Annotated in this window: 24 protein-coding genes; 13 read left to right on the plus strand and 11 right to left on the minus strand. The window is 60.3% G+C overall.

Annotated features, from left to right (window positions below):
* Window positions 1-13 precede the first annotated feature (13 nt).
* Window positions 14-217: an RNA-binding S4 domain-containing protein gene (locus JNJ45_05880; GenBank protein MBL8048194.1), complete on the plus strand. Its 204-nt coding sequence runs from the start codon at window positions 14-16 to the stop codon at window positions 215-217.
* On the opposite strand, the gene JNJ45_05885 is transcribed toward JNJ45_05880, so the two are convergent.
* The 4 genes from JNJ45_05885 to JNJ45_05900 form a co-directional block, all read right to left on the minus strand.
* Window positions 214-1,611, minus strand: a complete 1,398-nt coding sequence (locus JNJ45_05885) for an L-serine ammonia-lyase (protein MBL8048195.1) — start codon at window positions 1,609-1,611, stop codon at window positions 214-216. The genes JNJ45_05880 and JNJ45_05885 overlap by 4 nt on opposite strands.
* A gap of 12 nt (window positions 1,612-1,623) precedes the next feature.
* Window positions 1,624-2,391 (minus strand): enoyl-CoA hydratase/isomerase family protein, encoded by a 768-nt coding sequence (locus JNJ45_05890; protein ID MBL8048196.1) that lies wholly within the window; start codon window positions 2,389-2,391, stop codon window positions 1,624-1,626.
* A 152-nt stretch (window positions 2,392-2,543) separates the two neighbouring features.
* Window positions 2,544-3,350: a hypothetical protein gene (locus JNJ45_05895; protein MBL8048197.1), complete on the minus strand. Its 807-nt coding sequence runs from the start codon at window positions 3,348-3,350 to the stop codon at window positions 2,544-2,546.
* A gap of 525 nt (window positions 3,351-3,875) precedes the next feature.
* Window positions 3,876-4,928 (minus strand): peptidylprolyl isomerase, encoded by a 1,053-nt coding sequence (locus JNJ45_05900; GenBank protein MBL8048198.1) that lies wholly within the window; start codon window positions 4,926-4,928, stop codon window positions 3,876-3,878.
* Window positions 4,929-4,973: 45 nt separating this feature from the next.
* Here JNJ45_05900 and JNJ45_05905 point away from each other — a divergent pair, with 45 nt between their 5' ends.
* Genes JNJ45_05905 through scpB form a run of 4 tightly spaced genes read left to right on the plus strand, consistent with a single transcriptional unit; the run spans window position 4,974 to window position 8,882 of the window.
* Window positions 4,974-6,338: a Gfo/Idh/MocA family oxidoreductase gene (locus JNJ45_05905; GenBank protein ID MBL8048199.1), complete on the plus strand. Its 1,365-nt coding sequence runs from the start codon at window positions 4,974-4,976 to the stop codon at window positions 6,336-6,338.
* 42 nt (window positions 6,339-6,380) lie between these two features.
* Window positions 6,381-7,520: an ABC transporter ATP-binding protein gene (locus JNJ45_05910; GenBank protein ID MBL8048200.1), complete on the plus strand. Its 1,140-nt coding sequence runs from the start codon at window positions 6,381-6,383 to the stop codon at window positions 7,518-7,520.
* A gap of 40 nt (window positions 7,521-7,560) precedes the next feature.
* Window positions 7,561-8,304 (plus strand): hypothetical protein, encoded by a 744-nt coding sequence (locus JNJ45_05915; protein ID MBL8048201.1) that lies wholly within the window; start codon window positions 7,561-7,563, stop codon window positions 8,302-8,304.
* A complete protein-coding gene (gene scpB / locus JNJ45_05920) occupies window positions 8,301-8,882 on the plus strand; it encodes an SMC-Scp complex subunit ScpB (GenBank protein ID MBL8048202.1) in 582 nt (193 codons plus the stop codon). The genes JNJ45_05915 and scpB overlap by 4 nt, the downstream gene beginning before the upstream one ends.
* On the opposite strand, the gene raiA is transcribed toward scpB, so the two are convergent.
* The 3 genes from raiA to JNJ45_05935 all read right to left on the minus strand — a co-directional run bounded on the left by raiA (window position 8,859) and on the right by JNJ45_05935 (window position 14,150).
* Window positions 8,859-9,155: a ribosome-associated translation inhibitor RaiA gene (gene raiA / locus JNJ45_05925; protein MBL8048203.1), complete on the minus strand. Its 297-nt coding sequence runs from the start codon at window positions 9,153-9,155 to the stop codon at window positions 8,859-8,861. The two genes, scpB and raiA, sit on opposite strands and share 24 nt — an antisense overlap.
* 138 nt (window positions 9,156-9,293) lie before the next feature.
* A complete protein-coding gene (locus JNJ45_05930; protein ID MBL8048204.1) occupies window positions 9,294-11,486 on the minus strand; it encodes a hypothetical protein in 2,193 nt (730 codons plus the stop codon).
* A 90-nt stretch (window positions 11,487-11,576) separates the two neighbouring features.
* Window positions 11,577-14,150 (minus strand): hypothetical protein, encoded by a 2,574-nt coding sequence (locus tag JNJ45_05935; protein MBL8048205.1) that lies wholly within the window; start codon window positions 14,148-14,150, stop codon window positions 11,577-11,579.
* Between the two features lie 72 nt (window positions 14,151-14,222).
* On the opposite strand from JNJ45_05935, the gene JNJ45_05940 reads away from it, so the two are divergent.
* Together JNJ45_05940 and JNJ45_05945 are read left to right on the plus strand one after the other, a co-directional pair.
* Window positions 14,223-14,864: a PIG-L family deacetylase gene (locus JNJ45_05940; GenBank protein ID MBL8048206.1), complete on the plus strand. Its 642-nt coding sequence runs from the start codon at window positions 14,223-14,225 to the stop codon at window positions 14,862-14,864.
* Window positions 14,861-15,742, plus strand: a complete 882-nt coding sequence (locus JNJ45_05945) for a hypothetical protein (GenBank protein MBL8048207.1) — start codon at window positions 14,861-14,863, stop codon at window positions 15,740-15,742. Before JNJ45_05940 ends, JNJ45_05945 begins: the two co-directional genes overlap by 4 nt.
* Here JNJ45_05945 and JNJ45_05950 read toward each other — a convergent pair.
* The 4 genes from JNJ45_05950 to JNJ45_05965 form a co-directional block, all read right to left on the minus strand.
* Complete coding sequence (locus tag JNJ45_05950) at window positions 15,739-16,503, minus strand: phosphate ABC transporter ATP-binding protein (protein MBL8048208.1); 765 nt, start codon at window positions 16,501-16,503, stop codon at window positions 15,739-15,741. The genes JNJ45_05945 and JNJ45_05950 overlap by 4 nt on opposite strands.
* 117 nt (window positions 16,504-16,620) lie before the next feature.
* On the minus strand, window positions 16,621-17,709 hold the full coding sequence (gene aroC, locus JNJ45_05955) for a chorismate synthase (protein MBL8048209.1): 1,089 nt from the start codon (window positions 17,707-17,709) through the stop codon (window positions 16,621-16,623).
* Window positions 17,706-18,356 carry a redoxin domain-containing protein gene (locus JNJ45_05960; GenBank protein ID MBL8048210.1) on the minus strand — a complete coding sequence of 217 codons (651 nt, stop codon included), beginning with the start codon at window positions 18,354-18,356 and terminating at the stop codon, window positions 17,706-17,708. The genes aroC and JNJ45_05960 overlap by 4 nt, the downstream gene beginning before the upstream one ends.
* Window positions 18,357-18,380: 24 nt before the next feature.
* The gene (locus tag JNJ45_05965) at window positions 18,381-19,439 is read right to left on the minus strand and encodes a M42 family metallopeptidase (protein MBL8048211.1); all 1,059 of its coding nucleotides are present in this window, start codon (window positions 19,437-19,439) and stop codon (window positions 18,381-18,383) included.
* A 75-nt stretch (window positions 19,440-19,514) separates the two neighbouring features.
* Between JNJ45_05965 and JNJ45_05970 the strand changes: the two genes are divergently transcribed.
* The 6 genes from JNJ45_05970 to JNJ45_05995 all read left to right on the plus strand — a co-directional run bounded on the left by JNJ45_05970 (window position 19,515) and on the right by JNJ45_05995 (window position 23,675).
* Window positions 19,515-19,925 (plus strand): hypothetical protein, encoded by a 411-nt coding sequence (locus JNJ45_05970; protein MBL8048212.1) that lies wholly within the window; start codon window positions 19,515-19,517, stop codon window positions 19,923-19,925.
* Between the two features lies 1 nt (window position 19,926).
* The gene (locus tag JNJ45_05975; protein ID MBL8048213.1) at window positions 19,927-20,502 is read left to right on the plus strand and encodes a leucyl/phenylalanyl-tRNA--protein transferase; all 576 of its coding nucleotides are present in this window, start codon (window positions 19,927-19,929) and stop codon (window positions 20,500-20,502) included.
* Between the two features lie 80 nt (window positions 20,503-20,582).
* Complete coding sequence (locus tag JNJ45_05980) at window positions 20,583-20,837, plus strand: hypothetical protein (protein MBL8048214.1); 255 nt, start codon at window positions 20,583-20,585, stop codon at window positions 20,835-20,837.
* Between the two features lie 68 nt (window positions 20,838-20,905).
* Entirely contained in the window at window positions 20,906-21,682 is a 777-nt protein-coding gene (gene mazG, locus JNJ45_05985) for a nucleoside triphosphate pyrophosphohydrolase (protein ID MBL8048215.1), read from the plus strand.
* Window positions 21,683-21,707: 25 nt separating this feature from the next.
* Window positions 21,708-22,370, plus strand: coding sequence for a DUF1080 domain-containing protein (locus JNJ45_05990; protein MBL8048216.1), 663 nt, complete (start codon window positions 21,708-21,710; stop codon window positions 22,368-22,370).
* Window positions 22,371-22,373: 3 nt separating this feature from the next.
* The gene (locus JNJ45_05995) at window positions 22,374-23,675 is read left to right on the plus strand and encodes a Gfo/Idh/MocA family oxidoreductase (protein MBL8048217.1); all 1,302 of its coding nucleotides are present in this window, start codon (window positions 22,374-22,376) and stop codon (window positions 23,673-23,675) included.
* Window positions 23,676-23,747: the final 72 nt, after the last annotated feature.

The raw sequence follows: 23,747 nt of genomic DNA on the forward strand, positions 1-23,747 counted from the left end.
CTAGACTCTCCCCATGAATATCGAAATTCGCGGCGAGAATATTCAGCTGCAACAACTGCTGAAAGTGGCCGGAGTGGTTTCCATGGGCGGCGAGGTCAAGGGCCTGCTCGCCGAGGGCGCGATCTTAGTCAATGACGTGGTCGCCACCGAGCGCCGCAAAAAGATCGTCCCCGGCGACACCGTGCGCGTCGGCGAGGTCGTCATCACCGTCGCTTAGCACTCGGGCACGGCCACGCTGATCTGCAAGGCAAGCCCGCCTTCGGCCGTCTCCTTGTACTTCGTGTTCATGTCCAGCGCGGTGTTCCACATCGTCAAAATCACGTGATCCAGGTGAACCTTGGCGCTGGCGGGATCGCTGGTGAGAGCCATCTGCGCGGCGGTGATCGCCTTGACTGCGCCCATGCTATTGCGCTCAATGCAGGGAATCTGCACAAGCCCGGCGATGGGGTCGCAAGTGAGCCCAAGATGGTGCTCCATCGCGATTTCGGCGGCCATGAGCACCTGGCCCACCGAGCCACCCATCACCTGACACAAGCCCGCCGCCGCCATCGCGCTGCTCACGCCGATCTCGGCCTGGCAACCGCCCATCGCGGCGCTGATCGTCGCGCCTTTCTTAAAGAGCGAACCGATTTCGCTTGCCGTCAGCAGGAAATCTTGAATTGACTCGTCGTCGCCGCGGTGGTGGCAAACCCAGTGCAACAGCACCGCCGGAATGACGCCCGCCGCGCCATTGGTCGGCGCGGTGACCACACGGCCAAAGTTGGCGTTCTCCTCGTTGACGGCCAGCGCGAAGCACGAGACCCACTGCAGCGTGTCGGAGAAGTTAGTGTTTTGTTGCTGAATCGCCTTGATCCAAGTCGCCGGGCTATCGGCCTCCTTGCTCATGAGTTGCTGATGCAGTTCGGCCGCGCGCCGCTTGACGTTGAGGCCGCCCGGGAGGGTTCCGCCCGTATGGCAGCCGCGCCAACAGCAATCGCGCATCGCCTCGTAGATGTTCCTCACGCCGAGCTCGGTCTCGTCGCGAGGCCGCCACGTGTCTTCGTTCCGGCGAACCAATCCGGGGATGCTCACGCCAAGCTCGGCGCAATAGGCTTCGATCTGACGAGCGTGGTCAATGGGGTAGGGAAGCCGCACCGCGCGCGAGCCCGTTGGCTGCTCGCCCTGCGCCACCACGAAACCGCCGCCCACCGAGTAGTACGCCGCCTGATGCGACTCGCCGCTGGCGCGCTGGGCCGTAAACAGCAGCCCATTGGGATGGCCGAGCAAACACTGATCGTGATGAAACACCACGTCGCGCTCCGGGTCAAAGTTGATCTCGGATTGCCCTCCAAGGTTGAGCTGGCTTGACTTGCGAATCCGGTCGAGTTCGGGGAAAATGTCGTCCACCGGCACCGTCACCGGGTCGAACCCGCGCAGACCCATGATCACCGCGACATCCGTGCCGTGACCTTTACCCGTCAGCGCCAGGCTGCCATACAGCCCCACCTGCACTTGCGCCACGGAGCGCAGGTCGCCCAACTCGTGCAGAAAGCGTTCCGCGGCGCGCCACGGACCCAGCGTGTGCGAGCTGCTCGGCCCCACCCCAATCTTGAGGATGTCGAAAACGCTAATGCTCTCCACAATCTATTCGTGGACGGGATACGGCTCGACAAAGGATGCCGGACGTTTGGCCAAGAACGCGGCCACGCCCTCTTTGCCTTCGTCCCCGGCGCGCGCATCGGCCAGCAGTGCGGCGGTTTCTTCCAAGGTGTAGGGGGCGTCCATGGCGAGAATCTTCGCCTTATGCACCGCGCGCGGCCCCGCCGCAAGGACAGCCTTGATCTTGGCCGCCAGAATCTGTTCGGCGTCGTGGGGGTCGGTGGCCAAGTCGTGCACCAAGCCGATGCGCTGCGCCTTCTCGCTCTCGAAGACTTCGCCGGTAGCGAACAGCGAACGCGCGTGGCCCTGCCCAATTTTCTGTATCACGATGTTGCTGATGGTGGCCGGGATGAGGCCCAGCTTTACCTCGCTAAAGGCGAACTTTGTGCCGGGCAACGCGACCGCGACATCGCACGCGGCGACCAGGCCGCATCCGCCGCCAAACGCCGCGCCGTGCACCTTAGCCATCACCACCGCTGGACATCGGGCCGCATTGTCCAGCATCCGCGCCAGATTCAAAGCGTCGGCAATGTTCTGCTCGCGGGTGTAGCCGGAGGCCTTGGTCATCCACTGCAGGTCTCCCCCCGCGCAAAACGCCGGCCCTTCGCCGCGAATGATGATGACGCGCGCTCCTTCGGGGTTGGCAAATGTCTCGCTCAGCGCGGAGATCAGTTCATCGTTGAATGCGTTGCGAACTTCGGGACGGTTGATGGTCACGTGAAGAACGCTTCCATCGCGCTTCTTATCCAGCATCTTCCCAGTGTACCGGGGAGGTTTCGTTGACCTCATGCCTTATTCCCAGCCAAACCAATTCTCCGACTAGCTTCTCGCAGGTGCCAGCGAAGAGTAACGAGTCGCCCATGATTCATCCTCGTAGGGTAGAACCCGTACGGGAGTCGTTCTGACTAAGAGGGCTTGAAGAGGCCCTTCTCGATGCGCTCCAACCGAAGCTTTCGTTGTGCTAACAATTTTTCGGAGATTGCTTTGGTGCCTGGCGGGGTGGTCCCATTACTGATCAGTCTCCGAAAGGCCTCTATCTCCATCTGCAGCATTTCTTTGTGCCGGTATCCCATGCCAATACACAAGGTATCCGCGAGGTACCTCTCGACGGCTATGGAGTGCCAAGTGCCGGGCGAGTGCTGCTCCATGCGCTTGACGAGCGATTTTCCAATCTTGAGCAAGGCCGCGCCGGAAGCCTCTCGGTCGTAGTGTTCCCCGCGCATGCGGCGAAAGTTAGTGTCTTTTTGAGAATGCTTGAGGAGTGCCTGAAAAAGATATTGGTTCGGGTGCCACGATTCGATGAGTTGCAGAGCTACATCGAACCGAATGGGCACCTCAGCCGGGCTAAACACATAAGAGAGGTAGCATGCGGTAGCAATGGACTTGGAGGTAAGTCCCTTCTCGAATTCACCGAGATATGATGCGACTTTTGGATGGAGAACATTTTTTGGATGAATGGCCCCATTCCAGTTTGTCCTGGACAATGTAGCCAGCAACAAGAATCGAGCCTTTTCTACCGGGCTCGAATGCTTCGCTTTGGCGGCGGCTGTGAACGCGGTTTCATAACGCTTATATTCCAAGGCCGAGACTGAGTTCAGTGCTTGAATATCTGCAAACAGAGCGTCCGGCTTTTCGGACCACTTTCCTTGGTGCCAACTGAGAGTTCCAGAAGTTCCCGTACTAAGCAATAAAAATGAAATCGAGATTAGCACCTTAATAACTTCTCCTGAACAGATGAATATGCGGCCCGTGCGGTGAACCAGTAATTGCCCCCTCCATTCTATCTGCGGCTCTCACAGTTATCCAGCCGTGCGGCCCCCAATTCTCCGCCGTTGTAACCTTGTGATATCGCTTCGGAAGTCCAACGACTTTCCAGCCAGGCTAGTCTGGCTGAGGGCAACCAATATGAGAGCAGAAATCGATTTTCTAAAAGTCAATTCAAGAAACGTCTAGAGCGCATTCTATCGCATAATTTTCTGGCTGGCAACACTTTTGACAATGTTTATTCAAAGTTTTCAACACTGCGATGCGCAGCTAGCCCCGAGGATAGCCATGTGGGGTCCGGGCGAAAACCACCTTTTACCGAGGCGTCCATACCTAATCTGAGCGTGCCGGAAAAAGTCCGTCACAGGAATGACTGACATGGACCATGTGCCCAATTGGCGTTCAGGATGCTCAGTTTACGCCAAAGTTTTTTGGTAATGTGCGAGCTGCGCGGTAGGCTACTGGTCGCCAAATTACGGTTGCGTGACCGCCGACGTGATCACATCGCCTCGGCGCAAGTTGTCCACGGCCGCAGTTCCTGCCGAAACCGAGCCGAAGACCACGTAGTTGCCATCCAGGAAGTGCACCGCATTCTGGCAAAGGTAGAACTGGCTGCCGGCCGTGTCCATGCCCGAGCTGCGCGCCATCGCTAGCGCGTATTGGTCGTGCACCAAGTCGTTGGTCTCGAACGGAATCGTGTAGCCCGGACCGCCGGTGCCGATGCTGGGGTCGGTGAGCGGCAGAGTCTTGGTCAGGGGGTCGCCGCCTTGCACAATGAAATCGGGAATGGAGTTCGACGGCGAGAGGTCTTCGCGGCGGTGGAACACGATGCCATCGTAAAAGCCCTCGTTCACGAGCGACACAAAGTTGGCCACGTGGCCCGGCGCCTTGTCCGGACGAAGGGCCAGCGTGAAGGTCGCCCCGCCCGTCATGTTAAATCGCACACTCGCGTTGGCCGCCACCGTGATGCTAAAGTCGTCGGTTTTCGTGGGGTCGGCCTGCGATCGAGCCGTGACCAGATAGGTGCCCGCCGCGTTCGGCGCGGTGTAGGTTCCGTCGGAGGCGATTGTCCCGCTCGCGCTGCCGCCCGGCACACTCCAGGTGACATTGAGGTTGCTCGTCCCGGCGACGGTCGCCGTGAGACGGATGCGGCTACGAGGCACCACGACCTTCGAACCCAAGCTATTGACATCCACGGTTACGCCCGGTCCGACGCTGATGATGCTCGTCGCGAAGATGCTGGGGTTGCGGACCACGGCCACGCGCACGGTTGCGGTGCCCGTGGCGCTTCCCGCGGTGAAAAGGCCGCTCGTCGAGACCGTGCCGGGGCCGGTGACGCTCCACTGAACGGGCTCAAGCCCGCCGGTCGGAACCGCCAACAGTTGCACCGTGCGCCCAAACTCCACCGAGGTCGCCGCTGGGGTCACCGAGAGCGCGGTGGTGGTGCCGAGACCACTCCCGCCATTGCCTCCGCAACCACAAAGCACGATGAGCATGGACAGGGGCAAGAATGTTCGGCGGATCACGAGTCATTTATACCTGCGCCGTGGTCTAAACTACGCACTATGGAAATGAGCCGCCGCGACTTCATGATTGCCGCCAGCAGTATGGCTGGCACCCAACTCGAAACTGACAGCCTGAAATCGGCGCGGATGAAAGCTCCCAAGCCCAAAGCCGGCCAAAAATCGGTAGCGGGATACGCCGCGGCTCCGCTCGATCGGGTTCGCTGCGCGTTCATCGGCGTTGGCGCGCGCGGCAGCGGCCATGTGGAGCAAGTCATGCAAATGGACGGCGTCGAGATTATCGCGATTTGCGATACGCACGAGCCCTCGCGCATGGCCGCCATCAAAGGAGTTGAGGCGAAAGGACGCCCCGCTCCGGCGAGTTATGGGGCAGGCGGCGACTGGGACTACCGCAAGATGCTGGAGCGCGACGACATTGACGCAGTGTTCATCGCGACGCCGTGGGAGTTCCACGTGCCGATGTCGGTGGATACGCTGAACAGCGGTAAGCACGCCTTTGTCGAGGTTCCCATGGCCATCAGCGTCGAAGGGTGCTGGCAGATTGTGGACGCCGCTGAGCGCAACCAGCGCCACGCCATGATGATGGAGAACGTTTGCTATGGCCGCGAAGAGCTGCTCGTGCTCAACATGTGCCGCATGGGCGTGTTCGGCGAGTTGCTGCACGCCGAAGGCGCGTACATTCACGATCTGCGCTGGCAGATGAACGAAGTCGGACACGGCACCGGCTCCTGGCGCACGCTGCACTATGCCAAGCGCAACGGCAACCTGTATCCCACGCACGGGCTGGGTCCGGTGGCTCAGTACCTGAATATCAATCGCGGCGACCGCTTTGACTACCTAAGTTCGGTGAGTTCGCCGAGCATGGCTCGCGAACTTTTTAAGCCGCAGCTGAAGGCGGGCAATCCCCACGCCAAGCTGAACTTTGTGTGCGGCGACCTCAACACCTCGATCATCAAGACCGTTCGCGGCCGATCGCTGGTGGTGCAATGGGACGAGCAATTGCCACGCCCCTACAACCGCCTGAACCTGGTGCAGGGAACCAAGGGCATTTGGGGCGGATTTCCCAACCGCTGCGTGATCGAAGGCGAAACGCCCTCGACCGAAAGCTGGGTTCAAGGCGCTGAGCTCGATAAGCTGATGAAGAAGTACGAGCACCCACTATGGGGGCGCATGGGCGAGGTCGCGAAGAAAGCCGGCGGCCACGGCGGCATGGACTTTATCATGCTGTGGCGCATCATCTACTGCCTACGCAATGGGCTACCGATGGATCAAGACGTGTACGATGGCGCGGCGTGGTCGGTGGTTGGCCCGCTCAGCGAATGGTCGGTCAAGAACCGCTCGCAGAGCATTGATGTGCCCGACTTTACGCGCGGCGAATGGCGCTCGATGAAGCCCCTCGACGTGATCCGTTAAGGTTAGGGCTATACTGAGAATTCGTATTTTGGAGACGACGGATTGGCTGGCGTAACTTATCGAAACATCACTAAGGTCTTTGGCAAAGATGTCAAGGCCGTTGACAACCTGAACCTCGACATTCGCGACGGCGAGTTTATGGTGTTGGTCGGCCCTTCGGGTTGCGGAAAGACCACCGCGCTGCGCATGATCGCAGGGCTCGAAGAGTCCACAAGCGGTGATCTGCTGATCGGCTCCGACCGCGTGAATGACACGCCGCCCAAGGATCGCGACATCGCGATGGTGTTCCAAAACTACGCGCTCTACCCGCACATGACGGTGTACGACAACATCGCGTTTGGCCTGCGTCTGCGCGAGCTCAAGGGCTTCTTCTGGCAGCTTTCGCACCGCGCCGAAGCCAAGCGCATTAGCGCAGACATTGACGCCCGGGTGCAGGAAGCAGCCAAAATGCTCGACATTGGGCACTTGCTCCAACGCCGCCCGAAGGAACTCTCCGGCGGTCAACGCCAGCGTGTCGCCCTGGCGCGCGCGATCGTCCGCAAACCCAAGGTCTTCTTGATGGACGAGCCACTCTCCAATCTCGACGCCAAGCTCCGGATCCAAACCCGCGCCGAACTGATTCGCCTTCACCGCCAGCTCGGCATCACCACCATCTACGTGACTCACGACCAAGTCGAAGCGATGACCATGGGTCAGCGCATCTCGGTCATGAAGGACGGGCTGCTACAGCAGTGCGATACCAGCGAGATGGTCTACAACCAGCCGGCCAACAAGTTTGTGGCTGGGTTTATCGGCGCGCCGCCCATGAATTTCCTCGATGCCACGGTCACCGATGACGCGCACGTGGACACCGGGCAGTTTCGTTTGGCCTTGCCGAAGAACCACCCCGCCATCAGCATGGTGGGCAAGAAGGTCACGCTTGGCATTCGCCCGGAAAGCATCTACGACGCGACGATGACGAATCCGATTCCGACCACGCCGGACAACACGATTGAGGCCACGGTTGATGTCATCGAGCCGCACGGCCACCAGTACGTTGCGTTCCTTAAGATGGGCGACAAGGTGTTCCAGGCGTCGGTGGATTCTTCCTCGAAGATTCAGGAGCAAACCGCGGCGAAGTTCTCGATTAACCTCGACGCGTTGCACATCTTTGATGCCGAAACCGAGCAAGCGATTCGCTAAAGGCGGAGTTTTCCCCGCCCGCAAATCGTCTGTTCCTTAGTTGAAGCCGCAGATTCCCGAAGCTAGCGTGACCTCGTTGGGGGTCGTCGCTCCGCCGCCCATTCAGGTGGAGTGCGATGCGTTTTCGGGTTCGCTGGCCACGCTTTTTGAGATGGTGCGCCGGCACAAGGTGGACCTGCTCGGCGTGCCGCTCGCGCCCATCTGCATGGCGTACATCCACTACCTGGTGGAGTTGCACCCCGAGGAACTCGACCAAGCCGCCGCCGCCACCGTTGCCTTGGCTTACCTGGTGGAGCAAAAGTCTTGGGCGATCATCCCCAACTTTGAAGACAAAGCTGAGGAATCGCCGGAACTTGAGTTCGTGGATCCGACGATCGGCGAATACGGCGAAGTGATCGAGGCATTTATGCGGCTGGAAGAAAGTCGCGACCAGATTTACTTCCGTGGCAGCGCGGCGGGTGACGCGTACGAGATTCCGTTTTCGCTGGGGCAGGTCACCAGCGGCGACCTTTCGCGGGCGTTTGAACGGCTGCTGCGAAAGGCAATTCCCGATCCGCCCGAGATTCTCAACAAGCCGCGCCGATCACTCTCGCAGATGATGGAGACGGTGTGGGATTCGCTCACCGACGAGTTCACGAGCCTGGTGGACCTCGTGCCGGCGCCGTTTACGCGTTCGGAGGCGGTGTGGTGGTTCCTGTCGCTGCTGGAGCTCATCCGCCACGGTCGGGCTGAGTTGATGCTCGGCGACGACGATGTGCTGTTCGCCCGGGGGTATCCGGCATGAGCCGCATTTTCGAGGTCGAGGCGCTGCTTTTTGTCGCGGACCAACCAGCCAGCGCCCAGTCCATTGCCGACGCGCTGCAGTGCGAACGGATCGAGGTCGAGGAAGCACTGCGCGAACTGGCCGAGATTCTCAGCCGCGGCTCGGCGGTGCAACTCGTGAATATCGCCGGTGGCTATCAGTTGGCCACCAAGCCGCAGTACGCCGAGCAGATCACGCGGTTCTTGCGCCCGCAGAAGCAACGGCTCAGTAAAGGGCTTATGGAGACCCTCGCCGTGATTGCCTATCAGCAACCCATGACGCTTGCCGAACTTGAGGCGGTGCGCGGGGTGCAGTGCGACTACTCAGTCCGCGTGCTGTTGGAGCGTCGCCTCATCCGCGATGTCGGGCGGCGTCACACGCCGGGGCGTCCGGTGCTGTACGGCACCACCCAGCAGTTCTTGCACTACTTCAACTTGCGCGACCTGCAAGAGTTGCCGGCCTTGGCGGTGCCGGTAGCACAGCCGGCCCTAGATTTTGAAGGGCCCGCCGAACTACCCGCACCCGTCGCCGAGGCCCTAGGCCCGCTTGCGACGAACTAGCTTGTCTTTGGCGCGCCGCATCTGATTCATGAGCTTTTCGCTGGCGTTGTCAATCGCCGCGCGCATGTTCAGATTGTGTTCAACCGAACGAATGGTTTTGCCATCGGCAAACACCGTGACTTCCACGATGTGTTCGTGATTTTCTTCGCGATGGACAACCTCAGCGCGTGAGGCGGAGTTCAGGAAGCGGTCCAGGAATCCAAACTTCTTCACCGCGTAAGCGCGGTCGCGGGAGCTTAGTTCTCCATGGGCATTTCTAAAAGTAACTTCCATAAGGTTCCTCTGAGCCCGTGGGCTAGATATCCATCGGATACCACGAGCCCTCACTTATTCATACAGCAATTTCTTGGGAATGGCCGCAAATTCGACATAAAAATTTGGCCCCCAGCGTAGATGCTGGGGGCCAAACTCCTAGTTGTCCGGGAGGTACGCCTCAACGACGTGGCTCATCGAGTTGTAGATGACCAGGCGAGGTGCGATGTTGGCATCCAGACTCGCTCTCGCCGCCGCTTGTGTCGAGTGTCCGCCGACGAGTCCATCCCAACCGGATTTCAGCATGACCTTGATGTAACCGGCCGCCGGTGCCGTGAGGTACTCGGAATAGGATGCGGCGCCAAGCACATCGTTCGGAATTGGCGTGTAGCGCCCATATTGATAGTTGTAGCCGCTGGCTGTTGCTCCGGTGCCTGTGAACCGGTAGTAGAACGCTAAGTCGGTCTTCGGCACCAGGGCATAGATGGCATAGTCTCCGCTGTAACGACCGACCCAGGCACTACTCAGTTCATAGGTCCGAGATTCCACTTGCACCACGTAGTTCGCCGTGCTCACGTTGGTTGCTTCGGGATCGAAGACCACGTTCACGCTGTCGGCGTCGGCGACCTTGCGGCGACTGCCGTCCACGCGCCAGACTTCGCAATCCACGGTGGCCGTGCCTTTCGTGGTGATGAAGCTGTTCGCCTCGACCACGTCGTCGCCGGTGATGAGGATGCCGCCGACCGCGTCATCCGTGCCATCAAGGTCGCGGTCGTCGAGCCAATAGTTGTTGTTCGGCGAGACGCGCCAGCGGTACTCGTACGTGCCGGCCGGGTCCTTATCTTGGATAATCGCACGCACCGTGGTCTTTTGCGTCGGGCGCAGTGGGGTGCGACCCACTTGCAACGTCACCTTACCAGGCGTCGAAATCACCTCGAATCGGTCGATTTTGTTGGAGCGCGCGACGTCGGCGAACAGAATCACCAAATCGGCGATGGTGAACCCGATGTCAATCTTGCCCATCTTGTCCAGCAGACCCTTGAATCCGTTAAAGATTTGGTCGTAGGTCGCATCGGAGAGGTTGGCGTTTTGATCAATGAAATCGAGCGTCAGCTGCGCCAAGAACGGGAGAATCGTGTTGCTGGTGTAAGCCGAGTTCACCAGCGCCTTCAGCGCATCCATGTACTGGCCCTGGCCAAGAAGTTCGCCTAGCTGCGGCACGTTCGTTTTGAGGTTGCCGATCAGGTCGGTGACCGCCGCGTTGGCGCCCACGAACTTGAGGTAGCCGTCAATCTCATCGCCGCCCACCGGGATCGCCACGTTGGCGATAAACACCAGGAACGCGTCGAGGAATAGCGCCTTCAACTCGACAATGCCTTGCGCATTTTTAATGTCGGCGGGAGCGGCCGAGAAGTCCCCTAAGTGGCCGCCCGGGCCGAGCGCATACACCTCATATTGGGTTTGCTTGGCCGTCGCCGGATAGCGCGGAATCAGGAAAGCCGGCGTGTTCGATTGCGGCGAGTAAGCAACGTCACCCTTGAGGAATCCATCCAACGTACCCGTGACACCGCCGTAACGGGCCACGAGCGGAATGTCCTGCACCATGTACTCGTTGTTTTCGTCCACCTGGTTGCCCGCGGCGTCCTTGTAGCCGGTGCGACGGAAGTACAGTTGGACGCGACGCAAGTAGGTGTTTTGCACGGTGAGCGCGCTATCCACGCTCGTATCAACGGCCAGACCACTGCGGTTCGTCGGCTCGACAATGACGCCGCGTCCGCGGTTGTAGGCCGAGGTGGTCATGGTCTCCAGCGCAGCCTTAATCGCCGCATCGTCCACGTCAAGATAGCCAAGCGCGTTGTGTTGCGCGAGGATCGCCGCTTCTAAGTCGCTGTACCCCGAGATCGTGTTGACCTCCTCCAGCAACTTGATGCGGCCCTCGCGCTTGAGGCCCGGGCCAGCAAGCACAAGATAAGCAAGCGAACGGGCGGTTGTCGCAACGGTAAAGTCGGGTGCCGTGGCGCTTACGTAGTTCGAGAACACGGTGCGCCCTTCGGCATCCACGACTTCGGCAAACTGGGGCCCGCCGTTGTAGATCATCGTCGAACCCTCTCCGGTCGCGCTAACCTCCGACGTGGCCACCGATGTCCGAATCTTCAGCGTGGCGTAGGCCAACTCTCGCGAGCGGCTCGAAACAATGTGCGACGACACGCCACCCGCCTTGAGGAGCGCGGTTCCTGCGACGGCGGAGGAGCCTCCGCCAAAGATTCCGGCGCACCCAGCCAAGAACTGCAGCACGAGAATGCTGAGGAGCAGGGCAGGAGCGATGCGACGAGCTTGCTTGAGTGTGAGCATGGCCTTATCGCCCTAGTATAAGAGAAGACACCGCCGAAATTAGCGGTGTTTTCTCTAACTAATGCCTAACTAATGGCTAACTAATGCAGATTATTTGGTTTGGTGGATGTTGCCGGAGACATCTTCCACCCGAACCGTCGTTGCTTGCTCCACGTCGCCAACCTTCAGCACCACCCGAAGTTCTCGGGTTCCGGCCCCCAAGTTGCGGACAGGGAAGCGCACACTTTGCAGACCGGCTTTCGCTTCACCTTCCAGAGAACTGATGCTCTGACCACCGGCGGTTTGCAGACTCACGGTCGGCTTGGTGTTCGGTGCCTTCTTCATGTGGAAGAAAACCGTGACGTTCGGTTGACTGTTCGGCAAGCGCCAGTGAGTGGTTTCGTGACCATCGCCGCGCGCTCGACCGAGCGTGTAGGCCGGCGCCGGCGGGCAAAGGAAGATCGAGCGATCCAAGTTGGCCGGCGTCAGGCTTTCCAGCGCCGAGACGTTGATCGTCCAGATACTGCGCCCGTGGGTGCCGACGACCAGATCAAGATCGCGCGGATGCACCGCCACGTCGTGAACGGAGACGGCGGGGAAGTTGCTCTTGAACTTGCTCCATGTCGCGCCGCGGTCGAGACTGAAGTACAGCCCCATTTCGGTGCCGAGATACAGCAGGCTCTCGTTCTGAACGCCTTCCTTAATGACGTAGGTGGATTCAATATCCGGAATTCCGGCGTCAATGCGCTTCCAATTCTTGCCGAAGTCTTCGGTCACGAAAACATACGGCTTGAAATCGCCAAAGCGGTGATTGTCAAATGTGGCGTAAGCGCGGCCAAGGACGTACTTGCTAGCCGTGACCCGCGAAACCCAGGTGCCCTTCGGAAGGCCAGTGTCCACACCGGGCGTCACGTTGGTCCACGTCGCGCCATCGTCTTGGGTGACTTGCACGTTGCCGTCGTCGGTGCCTACCCAGATGATGCCTTGCTTGTTGGCACTCTCGGAGATGGTGATAATCGTGCAGTGCAGTTCGGCCGAGGTGCTTTCCGGGCTTACGCTGCCCGCACCGACCTTCATCTTCGACGCGTCATTGGTAGTGAGGTCGGGACTAATCGCGGTGTAGGTGACACCGTTGTTCGTGCTGCGGTGGAGTCGGTGCGACCCCACATAGACGACTTCGGGATTCCAAGAAGAAAGAATGATGGGCGTGGACCAGTTGAAGCGCAGACCTGCGCCGGCCGGGCGCGCCGAGCCTCCTTGGCCGGTTTCCTGGTTGGTGCGTTGCACCGCGCCGCCCTGCGATTCGCTGAATACCCAGCGGTAGTCGTCGGGGTTCACTTGCACGTGGAATCCGTCGCCGCCGCTGAGGCTCACGGCGTCCCACGGGCCGAGGAATCCGCGCTCGGTTTGGGTCGGAATCGCCCAACTTCCGTTATCTTGCAGGCCGCCATACACCCAGTAGGGCTTGCGCATGTCGAACGCGATGCCATAGAACTGACCGATGTTCATGCGGTCGTGCATCTCCCAAGTGGTGCCTTTGTCGCGACTGACATAAACGCCGCCGTCAACACCGGCGATCAGGTGATTCGGGTCGGCGGGATTTACCCACAGCGCATGCCAGTCGGCGTGAACGTCAACGTTCGTGGTGCGGATGGTGCGTCCGCCGTCTTTGCTGATGTGGAGTTCGACACCCGGGATATAGATGCGGTCCTTGTCCCTGGTGTCGAATCGCGGAATGCTGAAATAGAACGCGCGCGGGTTGATGAGGCTCGTGCGAGTCCACGATTCGCCGCCGTCGCTACTGCGGAAAATGCCGCCAGAAGTCTCGCCTTGCGAATTCGCCTTGAGGTCACCGGTGACCGGTCGCTCTAGCGTAAGCACCATCTCCTTGGGGTTAGCCATGAAGTAGTCCATCCCAATGCGACCCCACGGTCCGGGCGGAAGGCCCTTCGTAATCTTGCGCCACGTGTTGCCGTGGTCGGTGCTCTTCCAAAGGGCAGATCCGGGGCCTCCGCTCAGAAAGTTGTACGGCATGCGGCGTCGCTGAAGCGTGGCGGCAAACAGTTCCCGGTTGTTCTTCGGGTTCTGAATGATCTCGATGATGCCGGTGTCGGCATCGGTCTTCAATGTGTTTACCCACGTCTTGCCGCCATCGGTGGTCTTAAAGAGGCCCCTTTCGCCACCGGTCGCCCAAAGGTTGCCGAGCGCACCCACGAAAACCGTGTCCGGATACTTCGGATCAACCACGACCGAACCGATGTGGCGGCTGGTCTTGAGGCCCATGTTAGTCCACGATTCGCCGCCGTCGGTCGACTTGTAAATGCCGTCACCCCAGGCGGTCGAGTTGCGGCTGTTGGCCTCGCCGGTGCCCACCCACACGATGTCGGAGTTGGTGGCACTCACGCCAATCGCGCCGATGCTCATCGAGCTTTCTTGCTGAAACAGCGGCTCATAGCTCATGCCCGCGTTGGTGGTTTTGAACACGCCGCCGCTCGCCGTCGCCACATAGAAGATGCGCGGGTCCTGTTCGAACACGGCGAGGTCGGCGATGCGCCCCCCCATGTTCATGGGGCCTACTTCGCGACCGGTGAGGGCGTCAAAGAACGCGCTGTTAACTTGAGCCGAGCTGGAGGTGCCTAAGGCGAGTACCGCCAAAACGAAAAGCGAAGGAAAACGAGCCCTCATGCTTCATTCTTACCCGAGTGCGGGGTGCGCACGTGGCCCCGATTCGTGGGACAATAAGCCTGACCAAGGTTCATGGCTAAGCAACTCGGATTTCAAAGAGTGTTGGTGCTCGCTCCTCACACCGACGACGCCGAATTGGGCGCAGGCGCGACCCTCGCAAGGCTCCAGCAGGAAGGCGCGGCGATCACCTCGGTCGCATTTTCCGATTGCCGCGAATCGGTGCCGGCGGGCTTCGATCCTCTGGTCCTCCGACAAGAGATTGTCGCCGCGCACACCCAACTAGGCATCAAAGATGTACGGGTGCTGGATTTCAATGTTCGCTACTTCCCACGCGACCGACAGGAAATCCTCGAGGCAATGGTCGCCCTGGTCAAGGAGTTGCAGCCCGATCTCGTCCTTTGTCCGATGCGCAGCGACATCCACCAGGATCATCAAGTCATCGCGCAGGAGGCAATTCGGGCGGGCAAAAAGAGCACCATCTGGGGCTTCGAACTGCCTTGGAACAATCTGACCCTTGACAACCCGCTGTTTGTGGAGGTGAGCGAGGATCAGCTGATGGCGAAGGTGCGGGCACTCGCCGCCTACGAGTCGCAAGGATTCCGCAGTTATTCCAACGAGGCCACGCTGCGCAGCCTCGCGCATGTGCGCGGTATTCAGTCGGGCTATGCCCTCGCCGAAAGCTTCGAAGTCATCCGCTGGAAGGTGAGTTTGTGATCTCCGTTGCCGAACTGGCGGCGGCGATCGGGGCGCAAGTCATCGGCCCAACCGACGGCCAGATCGCCAACGCAGTCGTGTTGGGCGCCAACGAGGATCCGACCGTGCTCGCCTGGTGCAACGCCAAGTCGATCGGCAAACTCGCCGACTTCCGCGCCGGGGCCGTCATCGTGCCCAGCATAGAGGGCGTCGAGCTAATCCCGGGTGTCACCTATCTCGTCGTGGACGAACCACGCCGAGCATTTCAAACCGCGCTGGAGCGCTTCTTCGCGCCGACCCGCCCCGTGGGCACCCACCCATCGGCGGTGCTCGAAAGTCCGGTGGGGCACAACTGTTTTATCGGGGCGAACGTCGTGATCGAGCCCAACTGCCAGATCGGCGATGAAGTAGTGATTGACGCCAACACTGTCGTAAAAGCCGGAACCCGCATCGGCCACCGGGTCACCATCGGCGCTAACTCCACCATCGGCGGAGCAGGATTTGGCTACGAGCGCGACATTGACGGCCAATACGTGATGATTCCGCACCTCGGCGTGGTGGTCCTGGAGGATGGGGTCGAAATCGGCAACAACACCGCCATTGATCGCGCCGTGCTCGGCGAAACCCGCTTGCGGCGGAACGTGAAGGTTGACAACCTTGTGCACATTGCGCACGGCTGCGACATTGGCGAGAATTCGCTTGTGATTGCGCACGCCATGATCGCCGGCAGCACCAAGATCGGGGCGAATGTGTGGGTCGCGCCATGCGCGGCGGTGATTAACAAAACCACCGTCGGCGACAACGCCGTGGTCGGCATGGGCGCGGTGGTCACCAAGCCAGTTGAGGCGGGCGACGTCGTCGTCGGCAGCCCGGCCCGCTCGATCAAAAAGCGAGATTAACCGAAGCGACCGGTGATGTAGTCTTCCGTGAGTTTTTCGGTCGGGCTCGTAAAGAGTTCCGCCGTTTCCTGGCACTCGATGAGTTTGCCGAGGTGGAAAAATGCCGTGCGGTCACTCGCGCGCTGAGCCTGCTGCATGTTGTGCGTCACGATCACGATCGTGTACTCCTTGCGGAGTTCTTGCATCAAGTCTTCGATGCGGCGCGTGGCGATCGGGTCGAGCGCCGAACACGGCTCGTCCATGAGGATGACCTCGGGGTCCACGGCGATGGTGCGCGCGATGCAGAGCCGCTGCTGTTGACCGCCGGAGAGCGCGTTGCCGTTCTCCTTCAGCTTGTCCTTGACCTCGTTCCAAAGGAACGCGCTGGTCAGGCTGCGCTCGACAATCTCGTCAAGCTTTGAGCGGTCGCTCACGCCGTGAATGCGGGGGCCGTAGGCGACGTTGTCGTAGATGGACATCGGGAACGGGTTTGGCTTTTGAAACACCATGCCGACGACCTTGCGCAGGGCGACGGGGTCAACTTCTTGGCTGTAGATATCCACGCCATCCAGCAGCACGCGCCCATCAATGCGGGTGTTGTCAATCAGGTCGTTCATGCGGTTAAGGCAGCGCAAGAAGGTGGACTTTCCGCAGCCGCTCGGGCCGATCAACGCCGTGATTTGGCGCGGCGGAATGAGGATGCTAACGTCGTGAAGGGCCTGGAACTGACCGTAAAAAAAGTTGACGTTCGTGGCTTGGACTTTGGGCTCAACCGGAGTCATAGATGGCGATGGCTCGGCAACAGGGTCCAACGGAAACATTTGCCCGGTTTGTACGGGGGCTTCTTGGGTCGTCGCGTCCACGTCTGTCATTCTAGCCGACATAAGATTAAGAAATTGTTAAGCCGTCCCAGTTGAAGAACGCGCTTTTTGTTGAAGAGCAGCATCCACCAAAACGAGCGCCATCATCGCCTCGACCATCGGCACCGCGCGCGGCAATACGCACGGGTCGTGACGGCCGCGACCGGTGAGTTCGGTGTTCTCACCAGCGGTCGTCACCGTGGGTTGCGGACGCAAAACGGTCGCCGTTGGCTTAAACGCAGCTTGGATGAGAATCGGCATTCCGTTGCTGATGCCGCCTTGAATTCCGCCCGAGTTGTTGCTGCTGGTCGTCACGTGTCCGTTGTCCGCCACAAAGTGGTCGTTATGCTCCAAGCCGGTTTGCCAGGTGCCCGCGAACCCGGAGCCCGATTCGAACCCCTTGCAGGCGGGAAGACTCATCACGGCCCGGGCGAGCTCGGCCTCGAGCTTGCCAAACACGGGTTCACCCCAGCCCGCGGGAACCCCATGAGCGACCCCCTGAATCACGCCGCCGACGCTGTTGCCGGCCTTGCGGATTTCTTCGATGTGCGCGATCATGCTCGCCGCCATTTGCGGGTCGGGGCAGCGAACCGGCGTGGCCTCAATCTGCTCAAGCGTGACGCTTAGCGGGTCAATCGCGGTCTCTAGGGAGTGGATGCGCTGCACATACGCCAGCACTTCCACCCCAAACCATTGGCGCAAGACGAGCTTGGCCACCGCCGCCGCGGCAACGCGACCGATGGTCTCGCGCGCCGATGATCGCCCACCACCAGCCACCGCGCGAATGCCGTACTTTTGATCGTAGGCAAAGTCGGCGTGGCTCGGGCGGTACTTCGTCGCCATCTCGTCGTAATCGCCGCTTCGGTGGTCCGTGTTCCGCACGAGCATGGCGATCGGTGTGCCGAGGGTTTTGCCGTCGAGCACGCCGCTGAGCACCTCGACTTGATCCGACTCCTTGCGCTGCGTGACGATATGCGACTGGCCGGGTCGGCGACGATCCAGGTCGCGCTGCACGGCCTCAACATCTAAGGCGATCTGGGCCGGGCATCCATCGATGACCACGCCGACGCCACCACCATGGGATTCGCCGAACGTCGTGGCGCGGAACAAATGACCGAAGGTGTTCATTCGGGGAAAAACTCGCAGCCAGCGGTCTCGATCTTCGGCGCGGAATCAAAGGTCATCGGCGCGACCCGCTCGGTCGCGTACTTGGCGCACCACTCGCCGATCTGGTTGGCCACGGTCTTCGAGTAGCCCGGGAAGATTTTGGCGATCTTGCCATCCGGCGTAATCAGGGCGTTGTAAACCGACCGCTTAACGCCGTAAGCCTTGGCCCAGGCGCCGGTTTCGTCGGCCACCACGGGGAACGCGCAAGACGTTTCGTTGAAGAAGCGCCGAGCTTCCTTCTGCGTGCCCTTGACAACGCCCACAAACGTTACGTACCGCTGGTTTGTGATGTAGAGCGTGTTGAACGTCTCTTGCGCCTCGATGCTACACGGGCAGTCGTGGAGGATAAAAAGGACCACGGCGGGTTTGCCGTTGCGAAACTCGGTGAGTTGAATCTTGTCGCCAAAGGCATCAGTGCCACTTATCTCGGGCGCAACCTGCATGAGCTTGGCCGACTCTTTCTTTCGCAGGTCTTCGCTCACGGGATGGCGGGAAGGAAACTCGCCCGGACGGCGCTCGGAGTTGACCTTGAGGAAAAGGATGCCGCCCAACCCCGCAATGAGGGCGCTAAGCGGAAGCGTGATCCAAAATCCTTTGGGCAGTCTCACGCTTCCATTATGAATGAATCGCCCTTACAGCGAGTAGGAGTAGTCGCCGTTGTGGGCGTCTTCGATGTACGCGGCGAGGATGTCGATGCTCGCCTGCACATCGTCGCGGTGAACAGTCTCATTCACGGTGTGCACGTAGCGGGTCGGGATGCTGAGAGTGAACGCCGGGATCCCGCCGTTTTGTCGCTGCACGCCACCTGCGTCGGTGCCGCCTCCACTCAAGATTTCGAACTGGTGCTTGATCTTGTTCTTCTCGGCGAGCTTGGTGAAGTGATCCACCATTTTCGGGTGGCAAATCAGCGAGCTGTCCATGATTTTGATCGCGGTGCCTTCGCCCAGGCGGGTCACGGCGTCCGAATCCGGAACGCCCGGAATATCGTTGGCCAGCGTAATGTCAATCGCTACGCAGAGATCAGGCTGCAGGCCCGAGCCCGCGGCGGTCGCCCCGCGAAGGCCAATTTCTTCCTGGACAGTCGCCACTGCGTAAAGGTCCACACCGTGCTTCGCGGCCTTCTTCACCGCCTCAATCATCACAAAAACGGCCACGCGGTCGTCCATGGTTTTGCAGGTGATGAGGCTGCCCATTTCCTGCAGCTGACGATTCATCGTAACCATCGTGCCGAGCTTGATCTTGGCCTTGGCTTCTTCGGCGGAAAGGCCGCAATCCACAAAAAACGTCTCAATGTTCGGCGACTTGCTCGCTTCTTCCGGCGAAAGTTGGTGCTTGGGCTTGCCGCTCGCCATGAGGGTGCCGTTGAGCGGGCCGGCCTCGGCGTGCACAAACACGCGCTGACTGGCCATTTGCCGGGCGTCCCAACCGCCCAGCGTTTGCAGTTTCAAAAATCCCTTTTCGTCGATGTACTTCACCACGAAACCGATTTCGTCCATGTGCGCCGCGAGCATCAGCTTCTTCGGGTTCTTGGTAGCCACCGTCGCTTTGCGCTCGCAAATAAGGTTGCCCATCCAGTCCACGCGGACATCGCAAATCGGGCTGAGTTCCCGGTGGACGATCTTGCGGATGGCGTCTTCTTGGCCGGGAACGCCATGGGCTTCGCAAAGTTCTTTGAGCAGGTCAATGTTCATTGGGCTAGGTTACCGGTTGACCGCTCGGTTCGTTCCCCAGGGCTAGGTTCGTACAAGCCTGTATACTGGCGCATCATGAGCGACACAACGTTGAAGCTTGCCCTCGACGACACCGGCCACCAGATTCGCCAGGCAGTGGCGGGGCTCGACCTCGATGCCAAACCGATTGAAGCGATGATGTCGGGCCGGATGACTCTAGCTCACCTTTACGAGTGTTACATCGCTTGCCGCGCCGAGCTGAACGGCGAGAAGCACAAATGGGGCGAGTACGTCGTGCCGCAAGAGGTGGTGGACGATCCGATGGCGCACGTTTTTGCCCTGCGCGACGAGGTGATCGGCGAGATCCACTCCGCCGGAACTCCAGAAGCGACCTCCAACGCGCTCAGCTACATTGCCCTGCACGATGCCTATCACGTGGGGCAGCTTTGCTCGCTGCGGCTGACGCTCGATCCCGAGTGGAACGCCTACTCGATCTATAACCACTAGGGTGTCGCCAGCCGAACTCCTCAACGTCTATCGGGCGGGCTACTTTCCGATGGGCGAAGAGGGGTCCGACGAAGTGGGTCTCTACGGAACCCGCACCCGCGCGCTCATGCCGATCGAGGGATTGCGGGTCTCGCGAAGCTTCGCCAAGTTTCTGAGAAGCCACCCCTACCGAGTGAGCTTCGACGAGAACTTCGCGGGCGTGATTCGGGGCTGTCGTCGGCCCGAGGATAACTGGATCACGCCGCCGATCATTGAGATGTTCACCGAGGCGCACCGAGCCGGGATCGCGCACAGCTGCGAAGTCTGGGATGGCAACGAACTCGTCGGCGGAACCTATGGCTTGGCGGTCGGCGGAATCTTCTCCGCGGAATCCATGTTTCACCGCCGCACCAACTGCTCCAAACTCGCGCTGCACAGCCTCATCGAACACTGTCGGTGCCTGGGTTTTGCAGTGATGGACGCGCAGATTATGAACCCGCACCTGGCCTCGTTGGGTGCCATCGAGGTGTCGCACGTCACGTTCCGGCGCTTACTCGACCAGCACCGAGCCGATGTGATTTGGCGCAATTTTTGTTAAGCGGGCCGCAAGATGGAACAGAATTTGCGCGCTGATCGAATACAATAGGGAGTCCGCATTTTTGCGGGAGGATTGTGATTATGGACATTATTGGAAAGGCTAAAGAAGCCATGGAAAACGTAGCGGAAAAGGCGGGCGACATTAAGGACGCCGTGGTCGAAAAGGTTGGCGATGCCAAGGAAGCCATTGACGAAAAGGTCGAAGGCAACGAAACCCTGAGCAACATCAAGGACAAGATCGCCGACGGTCTCGACAGCGTCAAGGACAAGGCCGAAGAAGTGCTGAAGCGCGACCTCGATGGCGACGGTATGATCGGCGACACCCCCAAGGCATAAGCCTCTTCGCACGACACACAAGCAGCGGGCGACCCCACAGGTCGCCCGCTTTGTTTTATGATGAAGCCATGAATTCGGAATTCGGCGATCGGCAGGGGTGGGAGCTACTGGTCTACGTGGTGGACCGGCTGCTCGGGCCGGGTGGCTGCCCTTGGGATCAGGAACAGACCCACGAGAGCCTCAAAAAGTACCTGCTGGAGGAGAGCTACGAGCTCATGGACGCCATCGACTCGGGTGACAACGCCAAGCTAAAAGAAGAGCTTGGTGATGTCCTCTTGCAGCCGATCATGCACGCGCAGATGCAGAAGCGCGACGGCGGCTGGGATATTGAGGACGTGGCGCAGGGCATTGCCGACAAGCTAATCCACCGCCACCCGCATGTCTTTGGCGATGCCTCCGCCGCCGACTCGGCGGAAGTCCTGCGCAATTGGGACAGGATTAAGCAAGCCGAAAAGGGTGCCCCGGAAAGCATTCTCGACGGCATTCCGCGGGCCATGCCGGCTCTCGCCCGGGCCATGACCATGAGCAAGCGCGCCGCTCGCGCGGGGTTTGAATGGACCGATGTTGACGGGGTATGGGCCAAGCTGGACGAGGAACTCGCCGAGTTTCGGGCGGCGACGACGGCCGAGGAGCAGGCCGACGAAATGGGCGACGTGCTGTTCACGATGGTCAACATCGCGCGCTGGCACAAGCTCGACGCGGAGGCCTCGCTGGCGCGGATGCTAGATCGGTTCGCGGCGCGATTTAAGGCGATGGAGGCGGCGTCGGATCGCCCGCTCGCCGACCTCGACCCAGAAGCGTGGGAAGAGTTGTGGCAACGCGCGAAAGAGCAGGCGCACACGTAGGTTCCGGTTAGGCTAAACTGCAAAAATGCTGACTCTCTTGGTCGCCTCCGCAACTCTCATTTCACCCATCAACACCCTCACTCTCGCCGAACAGAAGGCCGGATGGCAGTCCATGTTCGACGGCAAGTCGTTCGCGGGCTGGCATAATTACCGGGCCAAGGGCGTTCGCGATGGCTGGACGATTAAGGACGGCGTCCTGCGATGCAACAACCCCGCCGAAGCCGGCGACCTTATCTCCGAAGGCAGCTACAAGTGGTTCGAGCTTGATCTGGAGTTCAACATGGACAAGGACCAAAACAGCGGCGTCATGTTCCACGTCGACGAGAGCGAGCAGTACCCGTGGATGACCGGGCCAGAGGTTCAGATTTACGATCACAAACTGCAAGAGGGCGTCGAATCCACCGGCTGCCTCTACCAGTTCTATCGGCCGAGCAAGGACACTGCCAAGCCTGCGGGCCAGTGGAACCGCATGCAGGTGCGCATCGCCGAAAAGGGTTGTTGGGTCAAGCTCAACGGCACGAAGGCCTATGACTTTAAGCTGGGTAGCGAGGACTGGAACACGCGCCTGGCCAAAACCAAGTTCGCCGCATTTAAGAACTTCGGCAAACTCGGGCAGGGAAGCATCGCGATTCAAGGCGACCACGGGGTCGTCTCGTTCCGCAACATCAAAATCAAGGAGCTGAAGTAGATCATGAGCCACGAAATTTCGAGAAGAACAGCATTGAAGGGCGCGGCTCTCGCCGCGGCAATGGGTGGAGCGCTCACCGCGAACGCCGCCCAAGACCCACCCCGCAAGCGCCTGCGCGTGGGCGTGATCGGTGCGGGCGGTAAGGGATGGAGCGGAATGCAAGACGCGGCCCAATTCGGCGATATCGTCGCGATTGCCGACGTGGACAGCGCGGCCCGGGCGAAGGCCATGGCGGAGCACCCACGCGCCAACACCTTTGAAGACTTTCGCCTGATGTTCGAGGCGATGCGCCGCCAAATGGATGCCGTGATCATCAGCACGCCCGACCACACGCACGCGGTCGCCGCGGCCATGGCCCTGCGCCACCGCTTGCACACCTATTGCGAGAAGCCTTTGTGCCGCACCATCAGCGAAGTCCGTCAGCTTATGCGGCTCGCCAAGGAGGCGGGCGTCGCCACGCAAATGGGCAATCAGAGCACGGCCAGCACGACCATGCGTCAGGTGGCGGCCCTCATTAAGAGTGGCCACTTCGGCGCCGTTAAGCAGGTTCACCTGTGGACCGACCGCGCCGGCGGCTGGTGGAAGCAAGGCATCGATCGCCCGGCTCCGGCGAAAGCCCCCAAAAACCTCAACTTCGACCTTTGGCTCGGCCCGCGACCCGAGCGCGAGTTTGGCGAGGGCTACCACCCGTTCCACTGGCGCGGATTCTGGGATTTCGGCACCGGCTCACTCGGCGACATGGGCTGCCACATCTTCAACACGCCGTTCATGGCGCTCGATCTGCGCGATCCCATTTCGGTGCAAGCGACGACTAGCGGCCATAACCGCGAGTCGTTCCCGGCGTGGGCTGAGGTGCACTATGAGTTCGGCAAGCGTGGCGATCGTGGCCCGCTCGACCTCTTTTGGTACGACGGGGGACGACGTCCGCCGGCCGGTTTAGTGCCGGACAAAACCTACGAAGGCAACGGCGTGATCATCATCTGCGAAAAGGGCACGATCTACAGCCCCAACGAGATGAATCGCGAGTTCAGCATCAGCGGCGGCGGCAGCATCCCGGATGTTGAGGTCGATGTTTCGCCGGGTCACATGGCCGAGTTCTTCCGCGCCGCCACCGGTGGACCGCGGGCCAAGTCGGATATCGTCGCCTACTCCGGGCCGCTCACCGAAACCGTGCTGCTGGGCAACCTCGCGATCTGGGCCGATGGACCCCGTCTGGAGTGGGATGCCAAGGCGATGGCGGTGAAGGGCAAGCCCGAATACGACGCTCTGCTCCGCCCGACCTTCCGAAAAGGTTACAAACTCTAAGGGCAAAATGGCGGTGATGCATCTGCTTCACCGCCTTCGCGTATCTTTCGATCCCTGTATCCCTGGGAAGTC

The sequence above is a fragment of the Chthonomonas sp. genome (assembly GCA_016788425.1).
Lineage (GTDB): Bacteria > Armatimonadota > Fimbriimonadia > Fimbriimonadales > Fimbriimonadaceae > JAEURQ01.

Excerpts from the sequence above, each read along its gene's own strand:
- JNJ45_05950 (MBL8048208.1), bottom strand. The coding sequence starts at position 16,503 with ATGACTCCGGTTGAGCCCAAAGTCCAAGCCACGAACGTCAACTTTTTT.
- JNJ45_05935 (MBL8048205.1), bottom strand. The coding sequence starts at position 14,150 with ATGAGGGCTCGTTTTCCTTCGCTTTTCGTTTTGGCGGTACTCGCCTTA.
- JNJ45_05995 (MBL8048217.1), top strand. The coding sequence starts at position 22,374 with ATGAGCCACGAAATTTCGAGAAGAACAGCATTGAAGGGCGCGGCTCTC.
- raiA (MBL8048203.1), bottom strand. The coding sequence starts at position 9,155 with ATGGAAGTTACTTTTAGAAATGCCCATGGAGAACTAAGCTCCCGCGAC.
- JNJ45_05990 (MBL8048216.1), top strand. The coding sequence starts at position 21,708 with ATGCTGACTCTCTTGGTCGCCTCCGCAACTCTCATTTCACCCATCAAC.
- aroC (MBL8048209.1), bottom strand. The coding sequence starts at position 17,709 with ATGAACACCTTCGGTCATTTGTTCCGCGCCACGACGTTCGGCGAATCC.
- JNJ45_05905 (MBL8048199.1), top strand. The coding sequence starts at position 4,974 with ATGAGCCGCCGCGACTTCATGATTGCCGCCAGCAGTATGGCTGGCACC.
- JNJ45_05970 (MBL8048212.1), top strand. The coding sequence starts at position 19,515 with ATGAGCGACACAACGTTGAAGCTTGCCCTCGACGACACCGGCCACCAG.
- scpB (MBL8048202.1), top strand. The coding sequence starts at position 8,301 with ATGAGCCGCATTTTCGAGGTCGAGGCGCTGCTTTTTGTCGCGGACCAA.
- JNJ45_05930 (MBL8048204.1), bottom strand. The coding sequence starts at position 11,486 with ATGCTCACACTCAAGCAAGCTCGTCGCATCGCTCCTGCCCTGCTCCTC.
- JNJ45_05940 (MBL8048206.1), top strand. The coding sequence starts at position 14,223 with ATGGCTAAGCAACTCGGATTTCAAAGAGTGTTGGTGCTCGCTCCTCAC.
- JNJ45_05880 (MBL8048194.1), top strand. The coding sequence starts at position 14 with ATGAATATCGAAATTCGCGGCGAGAATATTCAGCTGCAACAACTGCTG.
- JNJ45_05980 (MBL8048214.1), top strand. The coding sequence starts at position 20,583 with ATGGACATTATTGGAAAGGCTAAAGAAGCCATGGAAAACGTAGCGGAA.
- JNJ45_05890 (MBL8048196.1), bottom strand. The coding sequence starts at position 2,391 with ATGCTGGATAAGAAGCGCGATGGAAGCGTTCTTCACGTGACCATCAAC.
- JNJ45_05965 (MBL8048211.1), bottom strand. The coding sequence starts at position 19,439 with ATGAACATTGACCTGCTCAAAGAACTTTGCGAAGCCCATGGCGTTCCC.
- mazG (MBL8048215.1), top strand. The coding sequence starts at position 20,906 with ATGAATTCGGAATTCGGCGATCGGCAGGGGTGGGAGCTACTGGTCTAC.